Consider the following 25,331-nt stretch of genomic DNA (forward strand, 5'->3'; position numbering starts at 1 on the left):
CTGTAGCAGAGCTGCTCTCCACGGCGTTTAAATGATGACAATAGATTATGACTATGCCTCTTTATAATAACTGCTTTTTGCCTACACCTTCTCGGCGGTATGACGTTCTTCACGTCCAGGTATTTTCCCTGTTTCCTCATATGCTTTGACGATGATATCAATTTCTTTTTTCAATTCGTCCACCATATCAGCCTCAGGTACTTTGCGAATCATTTTTCCATAACGGAACAAAAGGCCTTCACCGCGCGCTCCGGCAATTCCAATATCAGCTTCCTTCGCTTCACCCGGGCCATTTACTGCACAACCCAGTACTGATACTTTAATCGGTACCTTGAGTTTTGCAATGTAGTCTTCTACCTCGTTGGCAATAGAGAACAGATCAATATCCAGACGTCCGCAAGTCGGACAAGAAATCAATGTAGCTGCGTTTGTGATTAATCCAAACGTCTTGAGCAACTCACGGGCTACCTTCACTTCTTCCACCGGATCAGCACTAAGTGAAATACGCATTGTGGAGCCGATGCCTGATGCTAGCAAAGCGCCCATACCTGCCGCGCTTTTAACTGTACCCGTAAAGAGTGTACCCGCTTCGGTAATACCCAGATGGAGCGGATACTTAATAATTTCAGCGGCCTTCGTATAAGCAGCAATCGCCATAGGAACATCAGACGCCTTCAGTGACACGATAATGTCATGGAAATCAAGTTCTTCCAGTATCCCGATATGATACAGCGCACTTTCTACCATCGCTTCTGGCGTAGGGTAGCCATACTTATCAAGTAAATGCTGTTCCAATGACCCGGCATTCACACCAATTCGAATCGGAATCCCTTTTTCCTTACATGCCTTCACGACAGCTTCTACTTTTTCACGTCGTCCTATGTTACCTGGATTAATGCGAACTTTATCAATCCCATTTTCAATTGCCAGTAGAGCCAGCTTGTGATTAAAGTGAATATCTGCAACTAGCGGAATATGAATCCGTTTTTTAATTTCCTTAATGGCTGCGGCAGCTTCCTCATTGTTGACGGTAACCCGCACCAGTTGACATCCGGCTTCTTCCAAGCGAAGAATCTCGGCTACAGTTGCTTCCACATCTGCTGTTTTAGTTGTACACATGCTTTGGATGATGACTTCATTGCTGCCGCCAATCGTCAGATTCCCGACTTTAACGGGACGTGTGTCTTGTCTTAAGAACATGTACTTTTCTCTCCCATTAACGCCAAACCTCCACCCCTTAAAACCTCATACAGGTTTAGTGAAGTGGAGATCCGGCTTCTCATGTTTTAGAGATCGCGAAGTATCAATCCTTAGGCGCTCTCTTCTTGTTTTTTATCCTTATCTGTACCACCGAGTTCCGGTGCGATTTTGTCTTTTACAACCTGCTCATTGATGACGCAAGTAGTCACATCCTCACGGGAAGGAACCTCATACATTACGTCCAGCATAATACCTTCGATGATCGCACGAAGGCCACGGGCACCCGTGTTACGCTTGATCGCTTCACGAGCAATGGCTTCCAGAGCATCTTGCTTAAACTCCAGTTGCACATTATCCAGCTCAAGCAGCTTCTGGTATTGCTTGGTTAACGCATTTTTCGGTTCGGACAGAATACGAACCAATGTGTTCTCATCAAGCGGCTCCAGCGTAGAAATTACTGGCAAGCGTCCTACAAATTCCGGTATCAGACCGAATTTCAAAAGATCCTCAGGCAATACCATTGAAGTATATTCGCCTGGTTTCAGGTCTTTTTGTTCGCTGGTAGCGTTGAAGCCGATAACCTTTTTACCGATACGGCGTTTGATCATTTGCTCCAGACCATCAAAGGCACCACCACAAATGAACAGGATATTCGTGGTGTCAATTTGAATAAACTCTTGATGTGGATGCTTGCGACCGCCTTGAGGTGGTACAGAAGCAACCGTGCCTTCCAAAATTTTAAGCAACGCCTGCTGTACACCTTCACCCGAAACGTCACGCGTAATGGACGGGTTTTCGGATTTGCGGGCTACTTTATCAATTTCGTCAATGTAGATAATGCCGCGTTCGGCTTTTTCTACATCATAATCGGCAGCTTGAATCAGTTTCAGCAAAATATTTTCAACGTCTTCACCCACATAACCTGCTTCCGTAAGGGAAGTGGCATCTGCGATAGCAAAAGGAACGTTCAAAATTTTAGCCATGGTTTGCGCAAGCAACGTTTTACCCGAACCTGTAGGTCCAAGCATCAAGATGTTACTTTTTTGCAGTTCCACATCATCAATTTTGTTTTGAGTATTAATTCGTTTGTAGTGATTATATACCGCTACAGACAACGATTTTTTCGCTTGATCCTGACCAATAACATATTGGTCCAGAATGTCACGGATTTGCATTGGTTTCGGAATGTCTTTCAGATCTACTTCTTCTTCATGACCCAATTCCTCTTCTACAATCTCCGTACACAACTCAATGCATTCGTCACATATATATACGCCCGGTCCGGCAACAAGCTTGCGAACCTGATCCTGAGATTTACCGCAGAAAGAACATTTCAATTGTCCTTTTTCATCATTAAATTTAAACATAGAGCCACCCCTTTACAGATTAATCGGTTTAGACAGCACCTGGTCAATGATACCGTATGCTTTTGCCTCTTCCGCTTCCATGAAGAAATCCCGGTCAGTATCACGTTCGATTTTTTCGAGGGGCTGACCCGTACGCTCTACATAGATTTGATTCAGCTTAGCACGTGTTTTGATAATCCAGTCCGCATGAATCAGCATATCGGAGGCTTGCCCCTGAATGCCACCAAGTGGCTGATGAATCATGACTTCACTATTGGTAAGCGCGTATCTCTTACCTGGCGCACCCGCTGTTAGCAGCAACGAACCCATACTTGCAGCCATGCCTACACAGATCGTCGATACGTCCGGCTTAATGAATTGCATTGTATCATATATACCCATGCCCGCAGTTACAGAACCGCCTGGCGAGTTAATGTACAAATTAATATCCTTCTCTGGATCTTCCGCAGAAAGGAACAATAGCTGTGCAATGACGAGATTGGCGACATCGTCATCAATCGGGCCACTTAGGAAAATAATACGATCCTTAAGCAACCGCGAGTAAATATCGTAAGATCGTTCTCCTCGATTCGTTTGTTCCACAACCATAGGGACGAGACTCATCACGACCAACCTCTTTTCTTTATTAAAATGAACACCTGTATTCATCCGCTTCCTTATGTCCCATTAAAACGGAAGCAGCAAGCATGAAACGTGAACACCTTACAAAATATTTTAACATGTTCAGAGTCTCGTGTCATATTTGCATGCGCTCATATATGCAGTGCGGGCTATTTACAGTACACTCTGCCGAGACCTTCTCATATTTAACCATGTTTCGTATGTATGTGCAAATATACGGTAGTGACTTATGTAAAACAAGAAAACGCGACTCACAGCACTTTCCATAAACGACTAAAATTTGGGTTATCAAAGGTAAAAATAAGGCACGTAACTTTCACTACGTGCCTTATCCCTATCTAATTACTACGTTTCAGCTTGTTACAGCATACTCCGTATATTTTATCGTCTGAATTACTCAGCAGCTTCAACTGGCGCTTCTACTTCTTTGCTGTTTTCCACCAACAAAGCAATGGTTTTGCGCAGTGAAATTTCTTCTTTCAGGTTAGCGAACGAGCCGTTACCTTCCAGAATGCTACGGATTTCTTCAACTGAACGTTTGTAAGCTTCAGCCATGTTTTTCAGTTCTTCATCAATTTCCGCTTCGGAAACTTCGATGTTTTCTGCTTTAGCCACTTGCTCCAGCACGAGGTTGTTACGTACGCGCTTCTCAGCATCAGCTTTCATTTGCTCTTCCAGGTCTTCCTTGCTTTGACCAGAGAATCCAAGGAACATTTCAAGGTTCATACCTTGGCTACGCAAACGGTTGTCGAAATCGCGAACCATGTTTTGCACTTCGCTCTTCACCATTGCTTCAGGAATGTCGATTGTTGCATTCTCAGCAACTTTCTCCACTACAGCACCCTCGCGGGCTGCTTTAGCTTCGTTTTCCTTACGATCCAACAATTGCTTTTTCAAGTCTTCCTTGAATTCAGCCAGTGTGTCAAATTCGCTTACATCTTTAGCAAATTCATCGTCCAGTTCAGGAAGAACTTTGCGTTTCAGTTCGTGAACTTTCACTTTGAATACCGCTTGTTTGCCAGCGAGGTCAGCAGAATGGTAGTTCTCAGGGAACGTTACTTCAACGTCCTTGGAATCGCCAGTGTGCAAACCAACCACTTGCTCTTCAAAACCAGGGATGAATGTGTTAGATCCCAGTTCCAAAGAATACTTCTCAGCTTGTCCGCCTTCGAATGGTACACCGTCCACGGAACCATCGAAGTCAATAATAGCTGTATCACCGGATTGAGCAGCATCTTCATCAACGACAACCAGTTCAGCATGACGTTGTTGCAGGCGCTCCAGTTCTTGAGCCAGTTCTTCGTCGCTTACTTCGAGTTTGCTTACAGGCACTTCTACGCCTTTGTAATCGCCCAAAGTCACTTCAGGTTTAACAGTAACCTTTGCTTTGAACTTGAAAGATTCGCCTTTAGCAAATTGATCAATTTCAACGTCAGGGCTGTCAACCGGGAAGATGTCCGTTTGCTCTACAGCTTGGCTGTAAGCTTCTGGCAACAGGATGTCAATTGCATCTTGGTACAGACTTTCAATACCATAGCGTTTTTCAAAGATAGGACGTGGTACTTTACCTTTACGGAATCCTGGTACACTTACTTGTTTTGCCACTTTATTAAAAGCTTTGTCGAGTGCAGCGGCTACACGATCCGCGTCAACCTCAACTTCAAGAACCCCAAGGTTCTTCTCTATTTTCTCCCAAGTTGCTTTCATTTTATGCTTTCCCCTCCAACAAAATCTTCACTTAGTTTTCATTACAATCAACGCACACAAAATAACCACTATAGTATATCTAACATTACTGTCTTTTTCAAGAGCAGCCCTTTGAATGCTTCACAGGTAAACGTTTCCGGTCACTAAGGAGTGTGCATTCCCGCCGCTACGAATAGTCGCATCGACCGATACGCCTGCTCAAAACGGAAGCGCAACGCATCTGTAATACCATATATAGCACGGGTTTCTTCCTCATTATTATTACCGTTCAAACTTTCCGAAACGGTCTGATGGAGTGCTGCAGCCCAAATATCCGGCATTCCGTCCTCTTCCACCAACATGGATCTATAATCATTCGTACCGTATACTGCCATCACAAACTGTGACCACAACTCCTGTGCAAAATAGAATAGTGTAGGCTCGTGCACCTCAGTCTGATCAGCCACCCGTTCCAAAATACGCATAATCGACTCTGGAAAATCACCAGGCTGTAACGGAACCGTTTCAATGTCGATTTCCGCTTGTTCATCACCCCGTCTGATTTCTATCGTCCCTTCCATTCCGCGTCGTCGCATTGTCTGTAGAACACGGAATTGAAGTAAAGGATGGATTTCCCGGTCCGTAATCCAGCGAAGCAAGGCATCGTCGATTTCTGGCAGTTCCAAATAGGACAACTGCTCCAACGCTAAAATCGTCTGTTCGGATAAGGGTTCATCCATAGCCATCCGCAACAGCTTGTTGCCGTAGCCCGCATCCTGCTCCTGCTTAAAGCGTGCATGACGGCGAGCTAACTCTACTTCACTGACCTCTTCTTCCACAGCGTCCGTTACCGCCCCGCTGTCAGCGTACTGTGGAAATGCAGCTTCCAGCCATTGTAATAGAGCGTTCCATTCATCGTATTGCTTCTGCTCCTGTCCCTGACACTGCATTAAAAAACGCAGCATCGCCATCGCCTCTCCGTAACGTTCGTTTTCAAGCATCACAGTAAGTTGGATTTGATAATAGTCCAGTGTCTTCGGAAACAATACAATATTATTTTCTTTTGTCGTCACCTTGGAGTCCTTTATTCAAGGCACCCCCTCTCCTTCACAAGCTCAAGTATTTGTAGATTATATGAGAAACAGTAGCCGAAGTCCAACCACTCGTCTTACACATATTCACCTGTATTCTAACATACCCTTTTATAAGGCAAAAAAAACTACGTCTACTCAGAATTTATGCTGTATAAAGCCTAAATAAGCGATATATGCAAAATAAGACTTGAATTTCTTTTATCCATATGATATATTAATATTCGCTTGAATTTTATGTCCCAGTAGCTCAGCTGGATAGAGCAACGGCCTTCTAAGCCGTCGGTCGGGGGTTCGAATCCCTCCTGGGACGTCATAACAAGAAGCTTCCATAATGGAGGCTTTTTTTGTTCTCATGAGATAACTCACAGGGGAACGTCGGCCCATCGGCATCGTTAGCCTATACTTCGCAGTCAACCATAGGGAGAGTATCTCTCTTGATAAATTCATCAAAAAAAGCTTCCGCAAGGGAGCTTTTTTTGATGATAAATAATGTAGAAAGAATAGTCTGCCACGCTACTTTAGGCGCTGGTTTCAAGTCACTACTCTTTCAATAAAACGCAGATATTGCTATCATCTATCATGTTACACCATTTTGAAGTAAAGGAGGTTGGCTGACTCCCTTGACTACGAATAAACTCCAAAAGTCGCGGGAAATTCATCGTTTTGTTGCCACTTTGCTTTCTATATTAGGTACTGGATTGGGTATGTTTTATCTCGCCATTCCTTCCTATATGATTGGAGGAGCGGCTCTGATCATCACACAGGGAATTCTGATCTATTTTACATTATTTTCTCTCGGATACCTGCTTATTATTTCGGGACCGCTGGCCATTATTCTCCACATTTTAGGCATTATTTTTACAATACGATCTTTTCAAATTACAAGCAAAGTGGGTAGCGCGCCGACAAGTGCATCGTTGCCTTCCAAATGGCGCATGTTGCTCAGTCTCACTGTGGGAGCTACACTTCTACTTCTTGCAGTCACAATGAAATACGTAGATATTATAGAACCTTTTACACAAACAGGTGAAAATAAACGCAACGTAGCCGCAGAATCAGAGCAATATCTGGAGCAGAAATACGGAGAGGACTTTCAAATTCAAAATATTAGCTATCATAGTATTCCCTTCACTGAATATACCATGGAGGCGATCTCTAATCGTCATCCTTCCGTCCTCTTTAACATGACCAAGCGTCCTTATGAGGATGTCCCATTTAGAGAAAAATATCTTAACGCCCTTTGGGAGAGCCAACTGGACATGAAGCTCAAACCTGTTATACAGAAGCTATACAATGATGCAGCCGCTGTTCATTCTGGGGTGCAAGAAGGGGAAACAGATAAAATGATCAAAGAATACGACGATTTTAAACTGAATCCCGAAGCGGTCGGCGATCAATATATTCGTATAATTGTATTCGAGGATCTAACTGACTCAGGATTGTCATTGGAAAAAGAACGGGTATTACAAACTGCAAAAGTTCTCAAAACAGTGTTGGCCGGAAATAAAGCCTCATTAGACATCGAATACTTCCCTTCGGCTATGAATACCAACCGAAACCTTAAGGCAATAGAACTAAACGATTATATGTTTGGTCAGGACCATTTTGATGAAAAGACCTATGAAGTCAAGATAGAAGACATTTATAAGCTTATGTCAACAAAGGATATACAAATCACATCGCTTGACCGCGTGAAGTAGCAAGGAGATTAATCAAATGAAATTAATATCTTGGAATGTAAATGGCTTAAGAGCCTGTGTGACCAAAGGGTTTTATACTTATTTAAAAGAAACGAATGCCGATATTTTTTGCGTACAGGAAACGAAGCTTCAAGAAGGGCAGATCCTCATGGAAAACATGGAGGAATACACACAATACTGGAATTATGCTGAGAAAAAAGGGTATTCCGGCACGGCTATTTTCACCAAAATCAAGCCGCTCTCTGTGCATTATGGACTTGAAGAAAATGAAGAACCGGAGGGCCGAACCATCACTTTGGAATTCGAAAAATTTTATCTCGTCAATGTGTACACACCGAATACCAAACGGGACTTATCCCGACTGCCCTACAGACTGGAATGGGAAGACCGTTTTCGCAGCTACCTGCAACAACTGGATGCTTTGAAGCCTGTCATCGTGTGTGGAGACTTGAACGTAGCTCATCAGGAGATCGATCTCAAAAACGCCAAAGCTAACTACGGAAATGCCGGTTTTACGCCTGAGGAACGGGAACGCATGTCACAGCTGCTAGACGCCGGATTTATAGATACCTTCAGAACCTTTTATCCTGACCGGACGGATGTTTATTCCTGGTGGTCCTACATGCCAAAGGTGAGAGAAAGGAATATTGGCTGGCGGATCGATTACTTCCTCGTCTCGGAGAGACTTCGTTCGCTATTGATGGATGCGAACATTGATTGTCATATTACAGGCAGTGACCACTGTCCTGTGATATTGGAGTTGCAAGATATTTCAGCATAAGTCCCCTGCCCTGACACAAGGATTTATGAAACTTTAAAAAGCGGTCATGCTCTGTTATTGCAGCATGACCGCTTTAATGAATGGAGCTATGTCCCCAAATATACCTCGATACGGGAAATCAACCGCTCTCTCACATCTTGTGCCTCTTTATGATCTAATATAGCCTGTCTTATCGTCTTCTTTTCGCCACTAGCGTAATGCAGTACATACTGGGTCACTATGCATTCCGGTGCATAAGTATCCTTTCGATCCGTATTAAAATAAGTCACCTGACAGCTTCCGAGAAAACAGAAAGATAGCTCACCTGTAGCTGTAAAAAGCCAGCCTGGCAGCTTGGGCTCCAGCTTCAAGGATAGGCCCCTATGATCATAACCAAACGGCTGCCCGCCCGTCATCATCCATATCCACATATGGATAAATTCTGCCGTAGATCCGCTCAGCCTCGCGATATATCCCGTTCCATGCAAACTTGCATCAGGATTAGCACTGCTAGCAATAAAGGAGCTGTTCGGTTGGCCGGAAAAAACTCCATGATGGCTCCATTCTTATCCTCCACACCAAAGCTCGCAATTCCTTGTCCACGATTAACATAATACGCCCACAGAGGAATTCCCTGAACACCAGCAATACCGGGTAGAAAACTGGAAAAGGGCTTGGCCTGCGCAAAATTCTCAATCACAAAACGTCCTTGATCGTCAAAATAATACTGCTGCATCGTGCACCCCTTTTCTTTTTAAAACCCGTTATTCGCCATCACTTGCTTGAACCACAGCGCACTTTGTTTGGGTGTCCGTTCCTGCGTATCGTAATTGATGTGTATAATCCCAAAACGTTTGCTGTATCCCCAGGCCCATTCGAAGTTATCGAGGAATGACCATACAAAATAGCCCTTAAGCTGACCTCCCTCCCCAATAAAGCGATGGCATGCCTTTAAATGTTCCTCAATGTAATGCTGACGCCCAATGTCTTCAATCTTTCCATTCACCAGTTCGTCCTTCATCGCTGCTCCGTTTTCTGTAATCAGGATGGGTAATCCTCTGGTAAAATCCTTCTCAATCCGTGTCAGCAGCTTATAAAAGGATTCAGGGTGAATCTCCCATCCCATATCCGTTACCGGTTCCTCTATGGAAATCTGCTCGACCTGAAGCAACGAAGCGTCTGTAGTCGCTCGAATGATACTGCGGGCGTAGTAGTTGATGCCCAAAAAATCCCCTGGCTGCTGAATCAGCTCCATATCACCAGGCTGTATAAAATCCAATCCGTTCAAGTGCTCCCCGTACCATTCCACCATATCCTCAGGGTATTTCCCGTTAAACAATGGCTCGGCAAACCAACGATTAATAAAGCCATCCCGCCGGACAGCAGCGGCTACATCCTCGGAGTGTTCAGAGGCTGCATCGACATGCTCCATGTTCAGCGTAATACCGATATTGCCCGTCAGGCCCTTTTCCTTGTGTAAGTTCATGGCTATCCCGTGACACATCAGAATATGATGAGCGGTAGCAAGAGCTTCCCTCCAGTTCTCATGGCCGGGGGCATGCTCGCCTGTGCCATAGCCCAAAATAGAGGCGCAGTAGGGCTCATTTATCGTATTCCACCAGCTTATACGCTGTCCAAATCGATCCATGATTACAGAGGCATACGTTTTAAAATGTTGGATAGTCTCTCGCTGCGTCCAGCCACCCTCGTCCTCAATCCATTGCGGCAGATCCCAATGATACAGCGTCAGCATTGGAATTAGCCCAGCCGACTCAATCTCATCCAGCAGACGCTCATAGAAGAGTAGCCCCTGTTCGTTAACCACGCCAGGTGCGGGAATAATGCGCGGCCAGGCCACGGAAAAACGGTAATGTAAAAAGCCAAGTTGCTTCATTAATTGCACGTCTTCCTTAAAGCGGTGAAAATGGTCACAAGCCACATCTCCGCAGTCCCCTCCGATCACCTTCCCGGGTACTTGACAGAAAGTATCCCAAATAGAAGGCGTTCTTCCTTCCTCATCCACGCCACCTTCAATTTGATAAGAAGAGGTCGAAGTTCCCCACATAAACGTGGTGGGGAATGTATAGGTATTCTCATTCATATTTGGTATCATCCTTTCAGGAATCAAGACTTCACAGCTCCGGCTATCTTAGAATAAATGCACTTACCTTTACGAAAGCGGTTTAGTTAATTACAGCTACTATTATGTATCGGATAGCCTGTATTTGTAAATAGAGATTTGTAAATTATCAAATAAAACACAAATCACCGTTATTACTCCTTAAAATATTAGGAGTCATCCTTTATTAGCACGGTTGACTCACTTCTATGAGGTAGCATAGAATACGAGTAATCATTAATTTTGAAAAACAAAGTCAATTTAACTAAATCAGTTTAGTTGCGGAGGATTCCATGAATATAAAAACAATAGCTAGCATGGCAGGCGTTTCAGTAGCAACGGTTTCGAAAATTATTAACAATTACACAGACATCAGTGAGGAAACCCGGCAGCGGGTACTTAAAATCATGGAGGAAACAGGCTATAGACCCTCCTCCTCGGCTAAAACGCTGGCTACCAAAAAATCTAATCTGGTAGGCGTTATATTCGCTGGTAAGCTGAATGTTGATTTTAGTCATCCTTTTTTTGTAGATATCATTAATGTCTTCAAAAAACAGATTGGCTTGCTTGGTTACGATCTGCTGTTTTTTTCAAATGAGAAATTTCTGGATAATGGAGAGGACTATTTGGCACGCTCGAAATATTTTTCAGTGGACGGGTGCATTATTATTGCTGGAGATGAAGTGGAGAAGAGTGTTTTTGATCTCGATGCCAGCCCTATCCCCTGTATCGGTGTCGATATTGAACTAACCGGAGCCAGTTCTTGCTACATTATGTCCGACAATCAGAAGATTTCAATGAAGGTTGTTGAGCACTTTTACATGAATGGATACCGCGACATGGGGTTTATAGGCATTGAACGCCCCTCCTTGGTTATTAAAGAGAGAGAGGAGGCCTTTATTGCTTCACTAAAACGGTTTAGTCTTGATGTTAGACCTGAATGGGTCGTGTATGGTAAGGACTACGCGGCAGAAGATGGATACCAGGTCGCGAAAGCGTGGATACAGCAAGGAAATTTACCAAAAGCTATTTTTGCGGCGACCGACCTGCTTGCCTTTGGTGCCATACGTGCTTTCAAGGAAAGCGGCTTGAGGGTACCCGAGGATATTGCTGTAGTGGGATGTGATGATATAGAAGCCTGTCGTTATACCGAACCTCCACTGACGACTGTAAAACAAGACAAGCAAAAAATAGGCCGTCTAGCTGCTATGGTGCTGTTTGACCTGATGAATAAACAAATGGATACCAAATGTATTAAAGTCGAGCCGGAACTGGTCATTCGTAGTTCCTGCGGAGCCGGCCAACATTGGAACCATACGAAGGTCAAAGGTTAGCTCATGCCTTAAAAAAGATGACTCCTGATAAGATTCAGAAGTCATCTTTTTGCAGTTTAATATTCAGAGACCCAGCGCTTAATCATTACTTGTAGGCCATCGTCGCATTCACAGCCTTTTTCCAGCCTTCATACAAGCCTGCACGTGTTGATTCATCCATATTCGGGGCAAAAGAGGTTTCCACCCTCACCCGCTTACGAAGTTCATCCGTACTCTTCCAATATCCAATAGCCAAACCTGCCAGACATGCAGCCCCCAGTGCCGTCGTCTCATGGATCACTGGCCGCTCCACCGTTGCATCTAAAATATCGCTCTGGAATTGCATCAGAAAATTGTTCAATACAGCTCCTCCATCCACCCGCAGCGTCTTCACCGCAATACCTGAATCGATCTCCATGGCTGTAAGCACATCCTTGGTCTGATAAGCGAGTGACTCCAATGTGGCGCGGATAAAATGCTCCTTCGTGGTCCCTCGTGTCAGGCCGAACATTGCTCCGCGCACCTCGCTATCCCAGTAGGGGCTCCCCAGTCCGACAAAAGCGGGGACAAGATACACTCCTTCCGTAGACGAAACACGAGCGGCATAAGGCTCACTGTCTTTCGCTTCACGGAACATACGCAGCCCGTCTCGCAGCCACTGGATCGCCGACCCCGCTACAAACACACTCCCCTCGAGTGCATATTGCACTTTGCCTTCCTCCAGTCCCCAAGCGATGGTCGTAATCAGGCCGTGTTTAGATTCAACAGGCTGATCCCCCGTATTCATTAGCATAAAGCAGCCTGTGCCGTAAGTATTTTTGATCATCCCTTTTTCGTAACATGCCTGACCGAACAAGGCTGCTTGCTGGTCACCTGCTGCACCGGCGATCGGTACATTCTGACCGAAGAAATGATAATCCACGGTGTGCGCATATACCTCAGAAGAAGGTCTTACCTCAGGCAGCATGATTTTCGGAACACCCAGAATGTCCAGCAGCTCTTCGTCCCACTTTAGCTCATAAATGTTGTACATGAGCGTCCTGGCTGCATTCGAGTAGTCCGTCACATGTGCCTTTCCGCCGGATAGTTTCCAGATCAGCCACGAGTCAATCGTACCGAATAACAGGTCACCTCGTTCCGCCTTTTCCCGCGCGCCCTCTACATGGTCCAGTATCCACTTTACTTTAGTGCCTGAAAAATACGGGTCGATCAGCAGCCCTGTTTTGCTGTGAAACAGTTCCTCGTGCCCTTGTCGCTTCAATTCATCACAGATGTCCGAGGTTTGGCGTGATTGCCATACGAGTACATTATATACGGGCACTCCTGTATTTTTGTCCCACACAGCCACCGATTCTCGCTGATTGGTAATGCCGATGGCAGCCACTTGATTTGCTTTTACACCGGATTCGGAAAGACAGGAGGCAATGACTCCGAGAATAGAACTCCAGATTTCATTCGCATTCTGCTCTACCCAGCCGGGATGAGGAAAATATTGCGGAAATTCTCGCTGAGCCGAGTACACTACATCTCCCTCGCTATTGAACAAAATCGCTCTTGAGCTTGTCGTTCCCTGATCTAGTGACAAAATATATTTTCCCATTGTTCATCTCTCCCCGTGTAAATCCATCGTTTTTACGCTATAAGTTTGTGATCCGTTTTATGATTTTTATAAGTACGACTCATACGGAAGGTAATCAAGAGTACAATCACGATGATCCCTAGTAAAATCCAGAAAGCTGGAGTCACACTCCCCTTAAAAACAGCCTGATAAAATGGCCCTGCGAAAGATCCCCCCAATAGCGGTCCTATAATGGGCACCCATGCATATTTCCAGTTGGATGCTCCCTTACCGGGAATCGGTAGTAAATAATGCATCAGACGCGGCCCAAAATCCCTCGCTGGATTGATGGCATAGCCCGTTGTGCCTCCAAGGGATAAACCGATACTGACAACTAAAAAACCAACAATCAGCGGTTTCAGGCCGTCTGTAAATGAATTGGCGCCAAACGACAGTAAAGCAAGAACAAAGATGAAAGTACCTATCATTTCACTAAGCACGTTGGCAAACGGATGATCAATAGCTGGTCCTGTCGCGAATACACTGAGTTTGGCTGCTGTGTCCTCCGTCTCTTTCCAGTGGGGCCAATAATGCAAAACGACGATGATCGCACCCGCCATGGCCCCAAGAAGCTGAGCCACAATATAGCCGGATACATCTTGCCATGGAAAACTACCCTGAAATGCCAACGCGAGTGTAACTGCCGGATTCAAATGCGCTCCGCTGATTTGACCCACTGCATACACCGCAATAGCTACCGCAAGCCCCCAACCCATTCCGACCACAATCCAGCCGGAAGCGTGGGCAAATGACTTTTTCAGGGACACCCCTGCGCACACTCCGCCACCTAGGGCAATAAGAATCATTGTCCCTATGAATTCGGCTGCGTATGGCGACATACAACCTACCTCCTCAATAGATCACCCGATTTTGATCGCTTTCATCGCACAAAAAAAAGAAAAGCCATCACAAATCAACCCTGTGCTGTACCATGGGATGTCTGCGTGGCTCTCTTGTCTCCGTCACGATTATTAACTTAAATTTGATACTATATAAGCATGTAAGCGATGTCAACTGCGGATTTACGTCATTTCATAGCTTAAAATAATCGTTGACCATGTTAGATCCCCCGATTTATGATGTAAAAAAATGGTTTAACATAAGGATTTCAGGCTGAATACGACACTCCCAAACTCGATGAAGAAGGGAAGAATGTTATGCTGAAATTTCTGCAAAAAATCGGCAAGTCGTTAATGCTTCCAGTAGCTACTCTACCCGCCGCAGGGATTTTGCAAGGATTAGCTCTGATTAATTATGAAACGGATATACCGTTTGGTCCCGTAGTTGGCGGATTTCTGAATCATTATGTCACTCCTTTTCTGAACGAGGGGGCGGGGGCTATCTTCGGTAACCTTGCGCTCATTTTCTCCATTGGTGTTGCCATTGGTCTGGCAGGCGACGCAGTAGCCGCATTATCGGCAGTCATTGCCTATATGGTGTTGACCCGTATTTTGGCGGCAGTGCCGGGTATATTTGCATATATTCCAGACGACGTCAAGCTGGACATGGGCGTATTGGGTGGTATTTTTATCGGTGGATGGTCTGCTTTTCTGTTTAAAAAATATCATAATATTCAGCTCCCGGATTGGCTTGGCTTCTTCTCAGGCAAACGTTTTGTCCCCATGATTACCGCCTTCACGACCATGATTCTGGCCATTCTGCTCGGAATGATCTGGAGTCCGGTACAAGATGGGATTGCAGCCTTCGGCAACTGGATTGTCGGGTTTGGCGGAATCGGATCAATGGTATTCATGATTGCCAATCGGCTGCTGATCCCGCTCGGTTTGCATCATGTACTAAACTCAATCGCGTGGTTTCAGATTGGTAACTATACGAATGCAGCTGGCGAAGTTGTTCATGGTGACCTGACCCGTTTCTTTGCAGGCGATAAATCAGCTGGTCTATTCATGTCCGGTTTCTTCCCTATTATGATGTTTGCTCTCCCGGCAGCCGCTCTCGCATTCATCCATACGGCTAAACCGGAAAAACGTAAAGCCGTCGCTTCCATTTTCATCGGTTCTGCGCTGGCATCGTTCCTGACCGGAATTACCGAGCCCCTCGAATTTTCGTTTATGTTCATTGCACCATTGCTTTACGGCGTTCATGCTCTGCTGACAGGCCTGAGCGGCCTGGTCGTATACCTATTGGATGTCAAACTGGGCTTTTCCTTTTCAGCAGGACTCATTGACTATTTGGTCAATATGAAGCTCTCCACTCACCCATTGCGAATGATCCCGGTCGGGCTTGTCTTCGCCCTCATCTATTACTTTCTGTTCCGATTTATCATTCTCAAATTCAACCTAAAAACTCCTGGGCGTGAAGATGATGGAGAAGACAGTCTCCTGTCTGAGGCTAACGAATCTGTACCCAATAAAAAAGCAAACGCTACATCCGACACTCCGTCCAGTCAGGCAGGCAGGGTACTAACCTATCTCGGCGGTTCGGACAATATCCTAAGCATTGATGCCTGCATCACACGGCTGCGTCTTGTCGTCAAAGACGACAAAGCAGTTAACGATCAAGCTCTCAGGCAGCTCGGAGCGTCGGGAATCATCAGGCTTGGTAACGGTACCCTGCAGGTTATTTTCGGGACTCGGTCCGAAATTCTGAAAGATGAAATACTGCGGTTGATGTCATGAGCTGAATCCCTAACTTAAGTACGTGCGTTCTTCATATAACAGACGCACGTGCTTTTTTTTATATGGATAAACGTTTCAAATTTTTTGTTTTTGGTTAAGGCAATGCACATAAATGGGTAACAGCTTCATATGATGGAGCTAAACCATTTACAACTTGTTTAGCAGGCAGATTATCTCAGACAGCAAGGAGGGAAATGATGTGAAGACAGTACAATGGTTGGTATTATGTCTTACTTTTCTCACTATGTTCAGTGCTTGTAGTGGACCCTCGTTCTCTGAAAGTCAATCATCTGAAACTAATTTGTCAAACGGAAAAAAGATAACGCTTACATTATGGTATTGGAACCGCTCCATTGATGATGAACTACTCGCCCAAGCGGAAAAAACCTTTCCCAACATTGAATTAAAAACTCAAAAAATAGGTGGTGACTTCAAAGCTAAACTGAAGACAACGCTCGCAGCTCGTTCTGGTGAACCAGACATCGTAGCTCTGAACGACTGGATGGTGGAGCTATTTCCTAGTGCGGATCGTTTTTATGATTTAAGGGAACTCGGAGCAGACCGCCTAAAAGATCAATATTTGGAATGGAAATGGAATCAGGGGATCACTCCTGATGGTAAAATGATTGCATATCCCATGGATACTGGGCCTACTGCCCTCTTCTATCGAAGCGATCTATTTAAGCAAGCAGGCTTGCCTAGTGATCCTGAAAAGGTTAGTGCCTCGATCCGCACATGGGATGATTACATGGCAGCCGGAGAACAACTTCAGCAGAAATTCGGAAGCCGTTCGTTTTTGGGTGATAATATTGTAAACGTTTACAATCAAGTGCTCGCTCAGCATACAAACCTCTACTTCAAGCCGGATGGCAGCTATATTGGCAATCAATCTCCTGACATCCGTCTGGGCTGGAAAACCGCTGTCGATTTCCACAAGAAGCATCTGCTCGCCAATGCGGATGGCTGGACTCCCGAATGGAACGCTTCGGTCAATAACGGCAAAATTGCCTCTTTTGTAGGGGCTGTTTGGATGAAGCAAGTTCTCACAGAGGCCGCGCCGGATACAGCGGGCAAATGGAGAGTCGCCCGTGCTCCTGGAGGAGACGGCAACCTGGGTGGTTCGTTCATTTCTATCCTCAAATCCAGCAAACATCCCAAAGAAGCCTTTGAAGTCCTGACCTGGCTGCAAAACCCGGAACACCAGTTGGAAGCCTACCACAAAATCGGTCTGTTCCCGTCCACTCCCGGCGTCTATAACGATCCTATCATGGGGATACCCGAGCCTTTCTTTGGGGGTCAGGCCACCGGACTCATCTTCTCCGCCTCCGCACGTCATGTGAAAAGCAGCTATTTCGGCGAGCGCTACCCTGTCATCCACGGCATTGTGACCCGTCGCCTTGCTAATGTTGCCAAGCAGGATGCTAATCCTGATGCATTATGGACGGAAACCATGGAACGAATCGAACGGGAATTACAGCGATAAAAAAACAAAATTCAAAAAAGGCGTGTGGACAATATGCTGAGAGAAATCTGGAAGCACCGTGCCGTTTATGCTGCGATCTCGCCGTTTTATCTGCTGTTTGGCATCTTTGGACTGTTTCCGATTGGTTTTTCATTATACCTGGCGTTTCACAAATGGGACGGAATCGGAGACATGACCTACAACGGCTGGGGCAACTTTCGCTACCTTGTAACAGATCATGAATTTTGGCAGGCTGTAGGCAACACCTTTGTGATCTGGGTGTATGCAACGATTCCAATGCTATTCTTCGCACTGATTATTGCCTTTCTGCTTTATGCCCCATTTGTGAAAATGCGCACCTTATGGCGAGTTGGATTCTTCCTGCCCAATGTGACGTCTATTGTGGCTGTCGCCATCATATTTGGTGCCTTATTTGCCAACAATTTCGGATTTCTCAACTACCTTCTGCAACTCTTGGGACTGCCCATGGTTCAATGGCTGAATGTGCCATGGGGTATCCAAATTGCCATTTCTTCTATGGTCGTATGGAGATGGATGGGCTATAACGCAATCATCTATCTGGCCGGACTTCAGAGTATTCCGCATGTGCTGTATGAGGCCGCCAAAATAGACGGAGCAACCGGAGCGCAAGCTTTTTTCCGCATCACTATCCCCATGCTGCGCCCAGTCATTCTGTTTACGGTCATTACGTCCACCATCGGCGGTATGCAACTCTTCACCGAGCCACAGGTCCTGGTCGGTAATGACGGCGGTTCCGGGGCAAGTGGCATGACCATCGTTTTATACCTGTACCGCGAGTCGTTCATTAACAACTATTTTGGATATGGTGCAGCCGTCGGATGGGGCATGTTCCTCATCATTGCTCTATTCTCCATCATCAACTGGAAACTCGTTCAAGGTAAAAAATAACGATGGGAAGGAGCTTCACAACATGATACAGACACGTGCAAAATCCTTTGTTTTATATGCCGGATTGTTGGTGGGAATCATCCTGTCGATGTTTCCATTTTACTGGCTGATCGTTATGGCAACCCGTACAACTTCAGACATCTATCGTTTTCCACCGCAATTGTGGTTTGGCGGCCACTTCTTGGATAACATAACGAGAGTATTGCAGCAGATTAATTTTGCCGGAGCCTTTTTTAATACCCTTTTTGTAGCCGGTTCTGTTACCTTATTGGTTCTGTTTTTCGATTCGCTGGCAGGTTTTGCATTCGCCAAGTTTGATTTTCCGGGCAAAAAAGTGCTATTTATCGTTCTGCTAGCTACAATGATGGTCCCTTCACAACTTTCGCTTGTCCCCTCCTTTGTCATGATGGCCTCCTTTGGATGGGTAGGTACGTTCAAAGCGCTTATTATCCCGGGGATGGTAAATGCCTTCGGCATTTTCTGGATTCGTCAATATGCGGAAGAATCCATTCCAAAGGAGCTGCTGGATGCGGGGCGGATGGACGGATGCAGCTTTTTTCGACTGTACTTGAATGTAGCACTGCCTATTCTACGTCCTGCGTTCGCTTTTCTCGGCGCGTTTACCTTTATAGGAGCCTGGAATGATTATTTATGGCCGTTAATCGTCTTAACGGATGAGCGTAAATTCACGCTCCAGATTGCACTGTCACAGTTAAACGGGATTTACAATACGGATTATGCGATGGTCATTGCGGGCACCCTGCTTGCTGTACTGCCACTTATTATTTTGTTTCTTTTCATTAGCCGCCAGTTTATTTCCGATCTTGCCGCTGGTGCGGTCAAAGATTAGATTCACTTGAATTCCCTTATTCATTTCATGTATAATAATTAATCGTCATTTCAAATAGCTTACATGATGAGGTTAGGTATACAACAGCAATCAGGTTAAGCGATTTACGATTTGAACATGAACTATGAACTGAGGGGAACTTTCCAGATGAACAAATTCACATATTATAACCCCACCAAATTAATTTTTGGAGACAATCAAATTGAAGAACTGCAGCAGGAACTGTTGAATTACGGCAAAAATATTTTGCTGATATATGGAGGCGGAAGTGTCAAACGAAATGGTCTATATGACCAGGTATTAAACGCGTTACAGCCGCTACATCTCAACATTCATGAATTGTCGGGCGTAGAACCGAATCCGCGGTTGTCCACCGTTAAGAAGGGCATCGACATTTGCCGAAACAAAAAAATCGACTTCTTACTTGCAGTAGGCGGCGGGAGCGTTATTGATTGCACCAAAGCCATCGCAGCAGGGGCTGAATATGACGGCGATGTGTGGGATATTATCAATAAAAAGCACATGCCTACCCAGGCTCTGCCATTCGGTACCATCCTCACACTCGCCGCTACCGGTTCAGAAATGAATCCAGATTCTGTTATCACCAACTGGGAAACAAACGAAAAATACGTATGGGGCAGCGCGGTGACGCATCCGAAATTCTCAATTCTGGACCCAAAAAACACCTTCTCTGTGCCACGTGATCAGACGGTATATGGCATGGTGGATATGATGAGCCATGTGTTTGAACAGTATTTTCACAATGTTAAAAATACACCGTTGCAAGATCGTATGTGCTTTTCCGTGCTGCAAACCGTAATCGAAACTGCACCTAAGCTGTTGGAGGATTTGCACAACTACGAGCATCGCGAAACGATTTTATATGCCGGAACGATTGCTCTTAACGGAACACTGCAAATGGGCTACTTCGGGGACTGGGCTTCGCATACGATTGAACATGCATTATCTGCTGTATATGATATTCCTCATGCTGGCGGTCTGGCGATCCTATTCCCCAACTGGATGAGACATACGGTCGATCAGGATGCTGCACGCATGAAACGGCTGATGCTCAGCATGTTTGACTTAGACACCGTAGATAAAACAGATAGAGAAATCGCTTTGGAGGGTATTGACCGTCTTAGTGCATTCTGGACAAGTCTCGGTGCCCCTTCCACCCTGGCCGATTACAATATTAATGATGAGCAATTGGAAAAAATCGCAACCATTGCAGCCCGTGAAATGGAATATGGAGGCTTCGGTAATTATAAAAAGCTGAATCAAGAAGATATTTTAGCTATTTTGCGTGCATCGTTATAACATTCAAAAGGGAGTGTCCTCAAGCCTGTGATGGCTGAAGGCACTCCCTTTTGGAATTTATGAATTAACCGTGTGTCCCTTTTCTTCTACTTGAATAGCTGCCCCTACACTGGCACCTGCAAGAATGCCCTTTTTCTTACTAGAATTCAGAGAATCCATATAGGTTCGGGTTTCTGCAACGACAATGCCTGACAAACCAAGCAGTGCAATCAGATTCGGGAAAGCCATCATTGCGTTAAAGATATCTGCCAGCAGCCAAATGGCTTCCAACTTGATGAACGCACCTCCTGCCACAAGTGCGATGAACAAATAACGGTATGGTTTAATCCATTTGACACCCAGTAAATATTCAACACAACGTTCCCCGTAGTAATTCCAGCCCAGTATCGTTGTGAATGCAAATAAAATAAGGCTAATCGTCACGAGTTCTGCACCAGCCGGAAAGGCACTGGAAAACGCATGCTGGGTCATCAGACCTCCATCGTCATTTCCACTCCATATTCCCGTAACCAGCAACGTAAATCCCGTCAGATTACAAATAATCATCGTATCGATAAATACGCCTGTCATGGATATCAACCCTTGTTCTGCAGGCCATTTCGTCTTAGCAGCAGCTGCTGCAATTGGCGCACTTCCCAAACCGGCTTCATTAGCAAAAATACCTCTGGCAACTCCACTTCGCATCGCCAACATAATCGTCGCTCCGGCAAATCCACCCGTTGCAGATGTGGTCGAGAAGGCCCCTTGTAATACTAAAGCAATCGCATGAGGAAGCTCTCCTGCAAACTTAATGAGTACAATTAAGCAAACTACGATATAGAGCCCCGACATGAATGGAACAATCTTTGTGGATACCTTGGCAATACTTTTGAGTCCTCCAATCGTAACAACAGCAGTTAACACGGAAATAATGATCGCTGTAACTACCGTTGGCACTCCAAAGCTACTTTCCGTCGAAGAAACGATAGCCTTTACTTGCGGAAAAGTACCGATTCCAAATAGGGCTACAAGAACACCAGAAAAGGCAAACAACATCGCCAGCGGCTTGAAACGGCGGCCAAGTCCGTTTTCAATATAATACATCGGACCACCCGAAAATTGTCCGTTCCGGTCTTTAACACGGTATTTAACGGATAATAATCCTTCCGCATATTTGGTTGCCATCCCGAAAAAAGCTGCAACCAGCATCCAGAATAATGAACCGGGCCCACCCAGCTTGATCGCTGTCGCCACGCCAACAATACTTCCTGTACCTACAGTAGCTGCCAGTGCCGTACTCAATGCTCCGAAGCTGCTTACATCTCCGCTACCTTCGTCCGGCGCTTTACCAATTAGCTTGAGCGCCAAAGGCAATCGAATAACCTGAAGCAGCTTCAAGCGGATCGTTAGCCACAACCCCGTGCCCATCACGAGAATAAGAAGCGGCGCTCCCCATATCCAGCTGTCAATCGTTTCTAACACATGTACCAAATTCATTTCAACCCGCTCCTCCAGCATATTAGAAAACAAAAAAGAGTCAAATCCGCTGATTCGACTCCTGGAGAGGTTAAAGGCACGAAAAAATACAACCATCTTGTGCAGGTTTTGCCTCTAATAGCTCATAAAAAAGCCTAGGGCATTCCCTGTCACAGGTTATTCGCGTCTCTGTCCTTTTGCCTGAGAGTTTAAGCAGATGTTCTCTGCGGTGCACCTTCGGCGCCCAATTAAGGGTCTCTCCAGAGTTCTGTCCGTTTACGGTCCCCGCTTGTGGCTGTAAACAGCCTAAGCACCTGAGAGTTTTGCCCCTTCGGTCGGAACTTTCGTTCCATCTCCCGCAAACATCAACCAGACATATGAAATTTTTATTCATTATACAGAAAACTTTCAGCTTATTACAAGTGAAAAGTTTGTGAAGCCCTCTGAAATATTATTATTGAGTCTATCAAAAAAGCGGGTACAGCAGATCGCATCCTTAGGATGTCCTCTGCTATACCCGCCCGAGATGATATGGAATTACAATTCTTCACCGTTGGTTGCTATCACATTTTTATACCAATTAAAAGAGTCTTTTTTGGAGCGTTTGAGCGTTCCGTTACCGTCATCATCCAGATCAACGTAAATAAATCCGTAGCGCTTGGACATTTCGGAAGTAGACATGCTCACAAGGTCGATAGGGCCCCAGCTGGTGTAACCAATCAGATCAACACCGTCGGCAATCGCTTCCTTCATTTGGGCAATATGCTGACGCAAGTAATCAATGCGATATGTGTCATGCACAGAGCCATCTTCCTCCACCTTATCATATGCACCCAAGCCATTTTCCACGATGAACAGCGGCTTTTGATAGCGATCATAAAACGTATTCAGTGTAACACGCAGGCCGATCGGATCGATCTGCCATCCCCAGTCGGAGGACTGCAGATACGGATTTTTCACGCCACCAATCAGGTTTCCTGCTGCTTTCTCGCCTTCTGGACCTGCCGATACGGTCAAGGTCATGTAGTAGCTAAATGAGATAAAATCAACCGTATTATTTTTCAAAATTTCGGCATCGCCGGGTTCTGTCTGGATCACAATATTATTTTCTTCAAAATAACGATTCATATAGTTGGAATATTCCCCACGGGCATGCACATCCGTAAAGAATAGGTTCATCTGATTTTCATGCTGGGCTTTCAGTATATCCGCTGGGTTACACGTATGTGGATAGCTTTCTATACGTGCCAACATACAGCCGATCTGAGCACCCGGGATGATCTCATGTCCCCGTTTGGTTGCCAGTGCACTAGCTACAAATTGATGATGCAATGCTTGATATATCGCTTGTTGTTTGTTTTCTACACGGTCAATAACCACACCGCCACCGGTGAACGGACTCATGGTCATTACATTGATTTCATTAAAGGTCAGCCAGTATTTTACTTTATCCTTATAGCGTGTAAACACCGTTTCGGCATAATTGACGTAATGCTGTATGACTTCACGACCCAGCCAGCCATTATACTTCTGAGTCAGACCTAGCGGTGTTTCATAATGTGACAATGTTACCAAGGGCTCAATATTATATTTGCGCAGCTCATCAAATACATTGTCGTAGAATTGCAATCCTGCTTCATTCGGCTCGTGATCATAGCCATTCGGGAAAATCCGCGACCAGTGGATGGACATACGAAATACTTTAAAGCCCATTTCAGCGAACAATGCAATATCTTCTTTGTAGTGGTGGTAAAAGTCCACACCTTCACGTTTTGGGAAACGGGCATTGACTTTGCCTGCCAAAATGTCTTCGAGTCGCTCGGACGAAATCTCTATAGCGTGATCGTTCTTACGTTCCGCTTTGGGTACATAAGCAATCATGTCTGCGCTGGACAAGCCTTTTCCATCTACGTCAAAAGCACCTTCCAATTGGTTGGCTGCAGTTGCCCCGCCCCACAAGAAGTTTTTCGGAAATCCTTTTAGCATCTTCGTCATGGTATAAAGACCTCTTTCCGTATATAAGATTTTTACTTTGGCCTAAGTAATCCCATCAAATGCTGCAAATGTGAATCCATACCTAACGGTAACCGTTCTCCTTTGAAATGCATTGACAGATGCTTTAAAATAGATGTAATGCCCTCATAAGCATCCTAATTGTTGTAACGCGTTTCATGTCAAGTATTTTTTTCTTATGTGAGGAGAAGCACCATGTCGAATCTTGATCAAATTGCAAAACTGGCGGGCTTTTCCAAGGCTACGGTATCCAGAGTATTAAATCAGTCCCCCCATGTCAGTCATGAAACAAGAGCTAAGATTTTGAAAATCATGCAGGAATTAGATTATGTTCCTAATCGGAATGCCATTTCCCTATCCAAGGGTCAGACGCTTCAGATTGGTATCATCACTTCAACGATTAATGAAATTGTTCTTGCTTTTCTGGACAGCTTTGTAGAAATCGCCGGACAATATGAATTCCAGACCATTATTTATACTTCGGGAGAAGACAAAAAGAAAGAGCTTCAAGCTTTTGAAGATTTAAAAAGAAAAAGAGTCGACGCGCTGGTCATCATTTCCTGCGTGAATGACACTGATTTTTTGAGTACCTATTGTAAATATGGCCCGATCGTGGCCTGGCAACGAATGGAGCATACCGATATTCGCTCCGTCGCAATGGATCAATATGAAGGTTACATGCTAGCATTAAAGCATTTGATACAAAAAGGCTATACCCGTATAGCCAATGCTTTTGGTCGTCCGAGCAGCATCAATACCCATAGCAGACAACGAGCCTATGAACAGATCATGAGTGAGCACAATCTGTCAGTGTTGCAACACTGGAATCACTCTTCAATTTATAATATCCGTGATGGCGAACAGGTCGTACGGGATTTGTTACAGCATCGGGGGGAATTCCCAGAGGCTATTTTATGTGCTAACGATTATGTAGCTGTGGGCATTCTCTGCGAAGCACGCAGACAACGGCTGAACGTACCGGGAGATCTGGCGATTGTTGGGTTTGATAACACGGAGCTGTCGCATACGTTGGGGATTACAACCATTCAAAATCCCATCATGGCTCAAGCACAAAATGCTTTTTTCATGCTTTCCCCCCAGCTGATTGGACGCCAAATGGAGCTTCATTCGCTAGAGTACAGCCTCATTGAACGTACGACCACATAAGGTAACGCTTTACTTGC

General features: G+C 45.2%; 21 protein-coding genes, 1 tRNA gene and 2 riboswitches. Of the genes, 10 read left to right on the top strand and 12 right to left on the bottom strand.

The features are described 5' to 3' along the window. Positions 1-81: 81 nt before the first annotated feature. The 5 genes from ispG to NSS94_RS18830 all read right to left on the bottom strand — a co-directional run bounded on the left by ispG (position 82) and on the right by NSS94_RS18830 (position 5,947). Positions 82-1,200, bottom strand: coding sequence for a flavodoxin-dependent (E)-4-hydroxy-3-methylbut-2-enyl-diphosphate synthase (ispG, locus tag NSS94_RS18810; protein WP_025718670.1), 1,119 nt, complete (start codon positions 1,198-1,200; stop codon positions 82-84). 110 nt (positions 1,201-1,310) lie between these two features. Continuing rightward, positions 1,311-2,567 carry an ATP-dependent protease ATP-binding subunit ClpX gene (gene clpX / locus NSS94_RS18815; protein WP_013311623.1) on the bottom strand — a complete coding sequence of 419 codons (1,257 nt, stop codon included), beginning with the start codon at positions 2,565-2,567 and terminating at the stop codon, positions 1,311-1,313. A gap of 12 nt (positions 2,568-2,579) precedes the next feature. Continuing rightward, positions 2,580-3,170 carry an ATP-dependent Clp endopeptidase proteolytic subunit ClpP gene (gene clpP / locus NSS94_RS18820; protein WP_016324659.1) on the bottom strand — a complete coding sequence of 197 codons (591 nt, stop codon included), beginning with the start codon at positions 3,168-3,170 and terminating at the stop codon, positions 2,580-2,582. Positions 3,171-3,581: 411 nt separating this feature from the next. Further along, on the bottom strand, positions 3,582-4,895 hold the full coding sequence (gene tig, locus NSS94_RS18825) for a trigger factor (protein WP_028541569.1): 1,314 nt from the start codon (positions 4,893-4,895) through the stop codon (positions 3,582-3,584). Positions 4,896-5,038: 143 nt separating this feature from the next. Then, positions 5,039-5,947 carry a hypothetical protein gene (locus tag NSS94_RS18830; RefSeq protein ID WP_185156363.1) on the bottom strand — a complete coding sequence of 303 codons (909 nt, stop codon included), beginning with the start codon at positions 5,945-5,947 and terminating at the stop codon, positions 5,039-5,041. A gap of 257 nt (positions 5,948-6,204) precedes the next feature. Here NSS94_RS18830 and NSS94_RS18835 point away from each other — a divergent pair. The 3 genes from NSS94_RS18835 (at position 6,205) to NSS94_RS18845 (ending at position 8,449) form a co-directional block, all read left to right on the top strand. Further along, positions 6,205-6,278, top strand: a tRNA-Arg gene (locus NSS94_RS18835). A gap of 310 nt (positions 6,279-6,588) precedes the next feature. Beyond that, positions 6,589-7,668, top strand: a complete 1,080-nt coding sequence (locus NSS94_RS18840) for a hypothetical protein (RefSeq protein ID WP_341039882.1) — start codon at positions 6,589-6,591, stop codon at positions 7,666-7,668. A gap of 16 nt (positions 7,669-7,684) precedes the next feature. Next, positions 7,685-8,449: an exodeoxyribonuclease III gene (locus NSS94_RS18845; protein ID WP_029518401.1), complete on the top strand. Its 765-nt coding sequence runs from the start codon at positions 7,685-7,687 to the stop codon at positions 8,447-8,449. Between the two features lie 86 nt (positions 8,450-8,535). Here NSS94_RS18845 and NSS94_RS18850 read toward each other — a convergent pair whose 3' ends face one another. From NSS94_RS18850 to NSS94_RS18860, 3 genes are read right to left on the bottom strand one after another with little or no spacing between them, the layout of a single operon-like run. Beyond that, positions 8,536-8,859, bottom strand: a complete 324-nt coding sequence (locus NSS94_RS18850; protein WP_341039883.1) for a hypothetical protein — start codon at positions 8,857-8,859, stop codon at positions 8,536-8,538. A 26-nt stretch (positions 8,860-8,885) separates the two neighbouring features. Further along, positions 8,886-9,164 (bottom strand): hypothetical protein, encoded by a 279-nt coding sequence (locus tag NSS94_RS18855; RefSeq protein WP_029518399.1) that lies wholly within the window; start codon positions 9,162-9,164, stop codon positions 8,886-8,888. An 18-nt stretch (positions 9,165-9,182) separates the two neighbouring features. Next, the gene (locus NSS94_RS18860) at positions 9,183-10,529 is read right to left on the bottom strand and encodes a GH1 family beta-glucosidase (protein WP_341039884.1); all 1,347 of its coding nucleotides are present in this window, start codon (positions 10,527-10,529) and stop codon (positions 9,183-9,185) included. 311 nt (positions 10,530-10,840) lie between these two features. On the opposite strand from NSS94_RS18860, the gene NSS94_RS18865 reads away from it, so the two are divergent. Further along, positions 10,841-11,881: a LacI family DNA-binding transcriptional regulator gene (locus NSS94_RS18865; RefSeq protein WP_029518397.1), complete on the top strand. Its 1,041-nt coding sequence runs from the start codon at positions 10,841-10,843 to the stop codon at positions 11,879-11,881. 85 nt (positions 11,882-11,966) lie between these two features. On the opposite strand, the gene glpK is transcribed toward NSS94_RS18865, so the two are convergent. Together glpK and NSS94_RS18875 are read right to left on the bottom strand one after the other, a co-directional pair. Then, positions 11,967-13,460, bottom strand: a complete 1,494-nt coding sequence (glpK, locus tag NSS94_RS18870) for a glycerol kinase GlpK (protein ID WP_165148779.1) — start codon at positions 13,458-13,460, stop codon at positions 11,967-11,969. Between the two features lie 32 nt (positions 13,461-13,492). Beyond that, complete coding sequence (locus NSS94_RS18875; RefSeq protein ID WP_029518395.1) at positions 13,493-14,317, bottom strand: MIP/aquaporin family protein; 825 nt, start codon at positions 14,315-14,317, stop codon at positions 13,493-13,495. 318 nt (positions 14,318-14,635) lie between these two features. Between NSS94_RS18875 and NSS94_RS18880 the strand changes: the two genes are divergently transcribed. From NSS94_RS18880 to NSS94_RS18900, 5 genes are all read left to right on the top strand, one after another. Further along, positions 14,636-16,117 (top strand): PTS transporter subunit EIIC, encoded by a 1,482-nt coding sequence (locus NSS94_RS18880; protein ID WP_029518394.1) that lies wholly within the window; start codon positions 14,636-14,638, stop codon positions 16,115-16,117. A 199-nt stretch (positions 16,118-16,316) separates the two neighbouring features. Continuing rightward, positions 16,317-17,600 carry an ABC transporter substrate-binding protein gene (locus NSS94_RS18885; protein ID WP_341039885.1) on the top strand — a complete coding sequence of 428 codons (1,284 nt, stop codon included), beginning with the start codon at positions 16,317-16,319 and terminating at the stop codon, positions 17,598-17,600. A gap of 33 nt (positions 17,601-17,633) precedes the next feature. Further along, the gene (locus NSS94_RS18890) at positions 17,634-18,509 is read left to right on the top strand and encodes a carbohydrate ABC transporter permease (protein WP_029518392.1); all 876 of its coding nucleotides are present in this window, start codon (positions 17,634-17,636) and stop codon (positions 18,507-18,509) included. A gap of 22 nt (positions 18,510-18,531) precedes the next feature. Continuing rightward, on the top strand, positions 18,532-19,359 hold the full coding sequence (locus NSS94_RS18895) for a carbohydrate ABC transporter permease (protein WP_341039886.1): 828 nt from the start codon (positions 18,532-18,534) through the stop codon (positions 19,357-19,359). 147 nt (positions 19,360-19,506) lie between these two features. Next, on the top strand, positions 19,507-20,679 hold the full coding sequence (locus NSS94_RS18900) for an iron-containing alcohol dehydrogenase (protein WP_341039887.1): 1,173 nt from the start codon (positions 19,507-19,509) through the stop codon (positions 20,677-20,679). A gap of 57 nt (positions 20,680-20,736) precedes the next feature. Here NSS94_RS18900 and NSS94_RS18905 read toward each other — a convergent pair whose 3' ends face one another. Together NSS94_RS18905 and NSS94_RS18910 are read right to left on the bottom strand one after the other, a co-directional pair. Beyond that, positions 20,737-22,155, bottom strand: a complete 1,419-nt coding sequence (locus NSS94_RS18905; RefSeq protein WP_341039888.1) for an alanine/glycine:cation symporter family protein — start codon at positions 22,153-22,155, stop codon at positions 20,737-20,739. A 158-nt stretch (positions 22,156-22,313) separates the two neighbouring features. Then, positions 22,314-22,408, bottom strand: a riboswitch (glycine riboswitch). An 18-nt stretch (positions 22,409-22,426) separates the two neighbouring features. Next, a riboswitch (glycine riboswitch) is annotated at positions 22,427-22,503 on the bottom strand. Positions 22,504-22,671: 168 nt separating this feature from the next. Beyond that, positions 22,672-24,129 (bottom strand): glycoside hydrolase family 1 protein, encoded by a 1,458-nt coding sequence (locus NSS94_RS18910; protein ID WP_029518388.1) that lies wholly within the window; start codon positions 24,127-24,129, stop codon positions 22,672-22,674. Between the two features lie 213 nt (positions 24,130-24,342). Here NSS94_RS18910 and NSS94_RS18915 point away from each other — a divergent pair, with 213 nt between their 5' ends. Next, positions 24,343-25,314, top strand: a complete 972-nt coding sequence (locus tag NSS94_RS18915; RefSeq protein WP_069011250.1) for a LacI family DNA-binding transcriptional regulator — start codon at positions 24,343-24,345, stop codon at positions 25,312-25,314. Positions 25,315-25,331: the final 17 nt, after the last annotated feature.

Source organism: Paenibacillus sp. FSL L8-0644 (assembly GCF_038008165.1).
In the GTDB taxonomy this organism is placed as follows: Bacteria; Bacillota; Bacilli; order Paenibacillales; family Paenibacillaceae; genus Paenibacillus; species Paenibacillus polymyxa_D.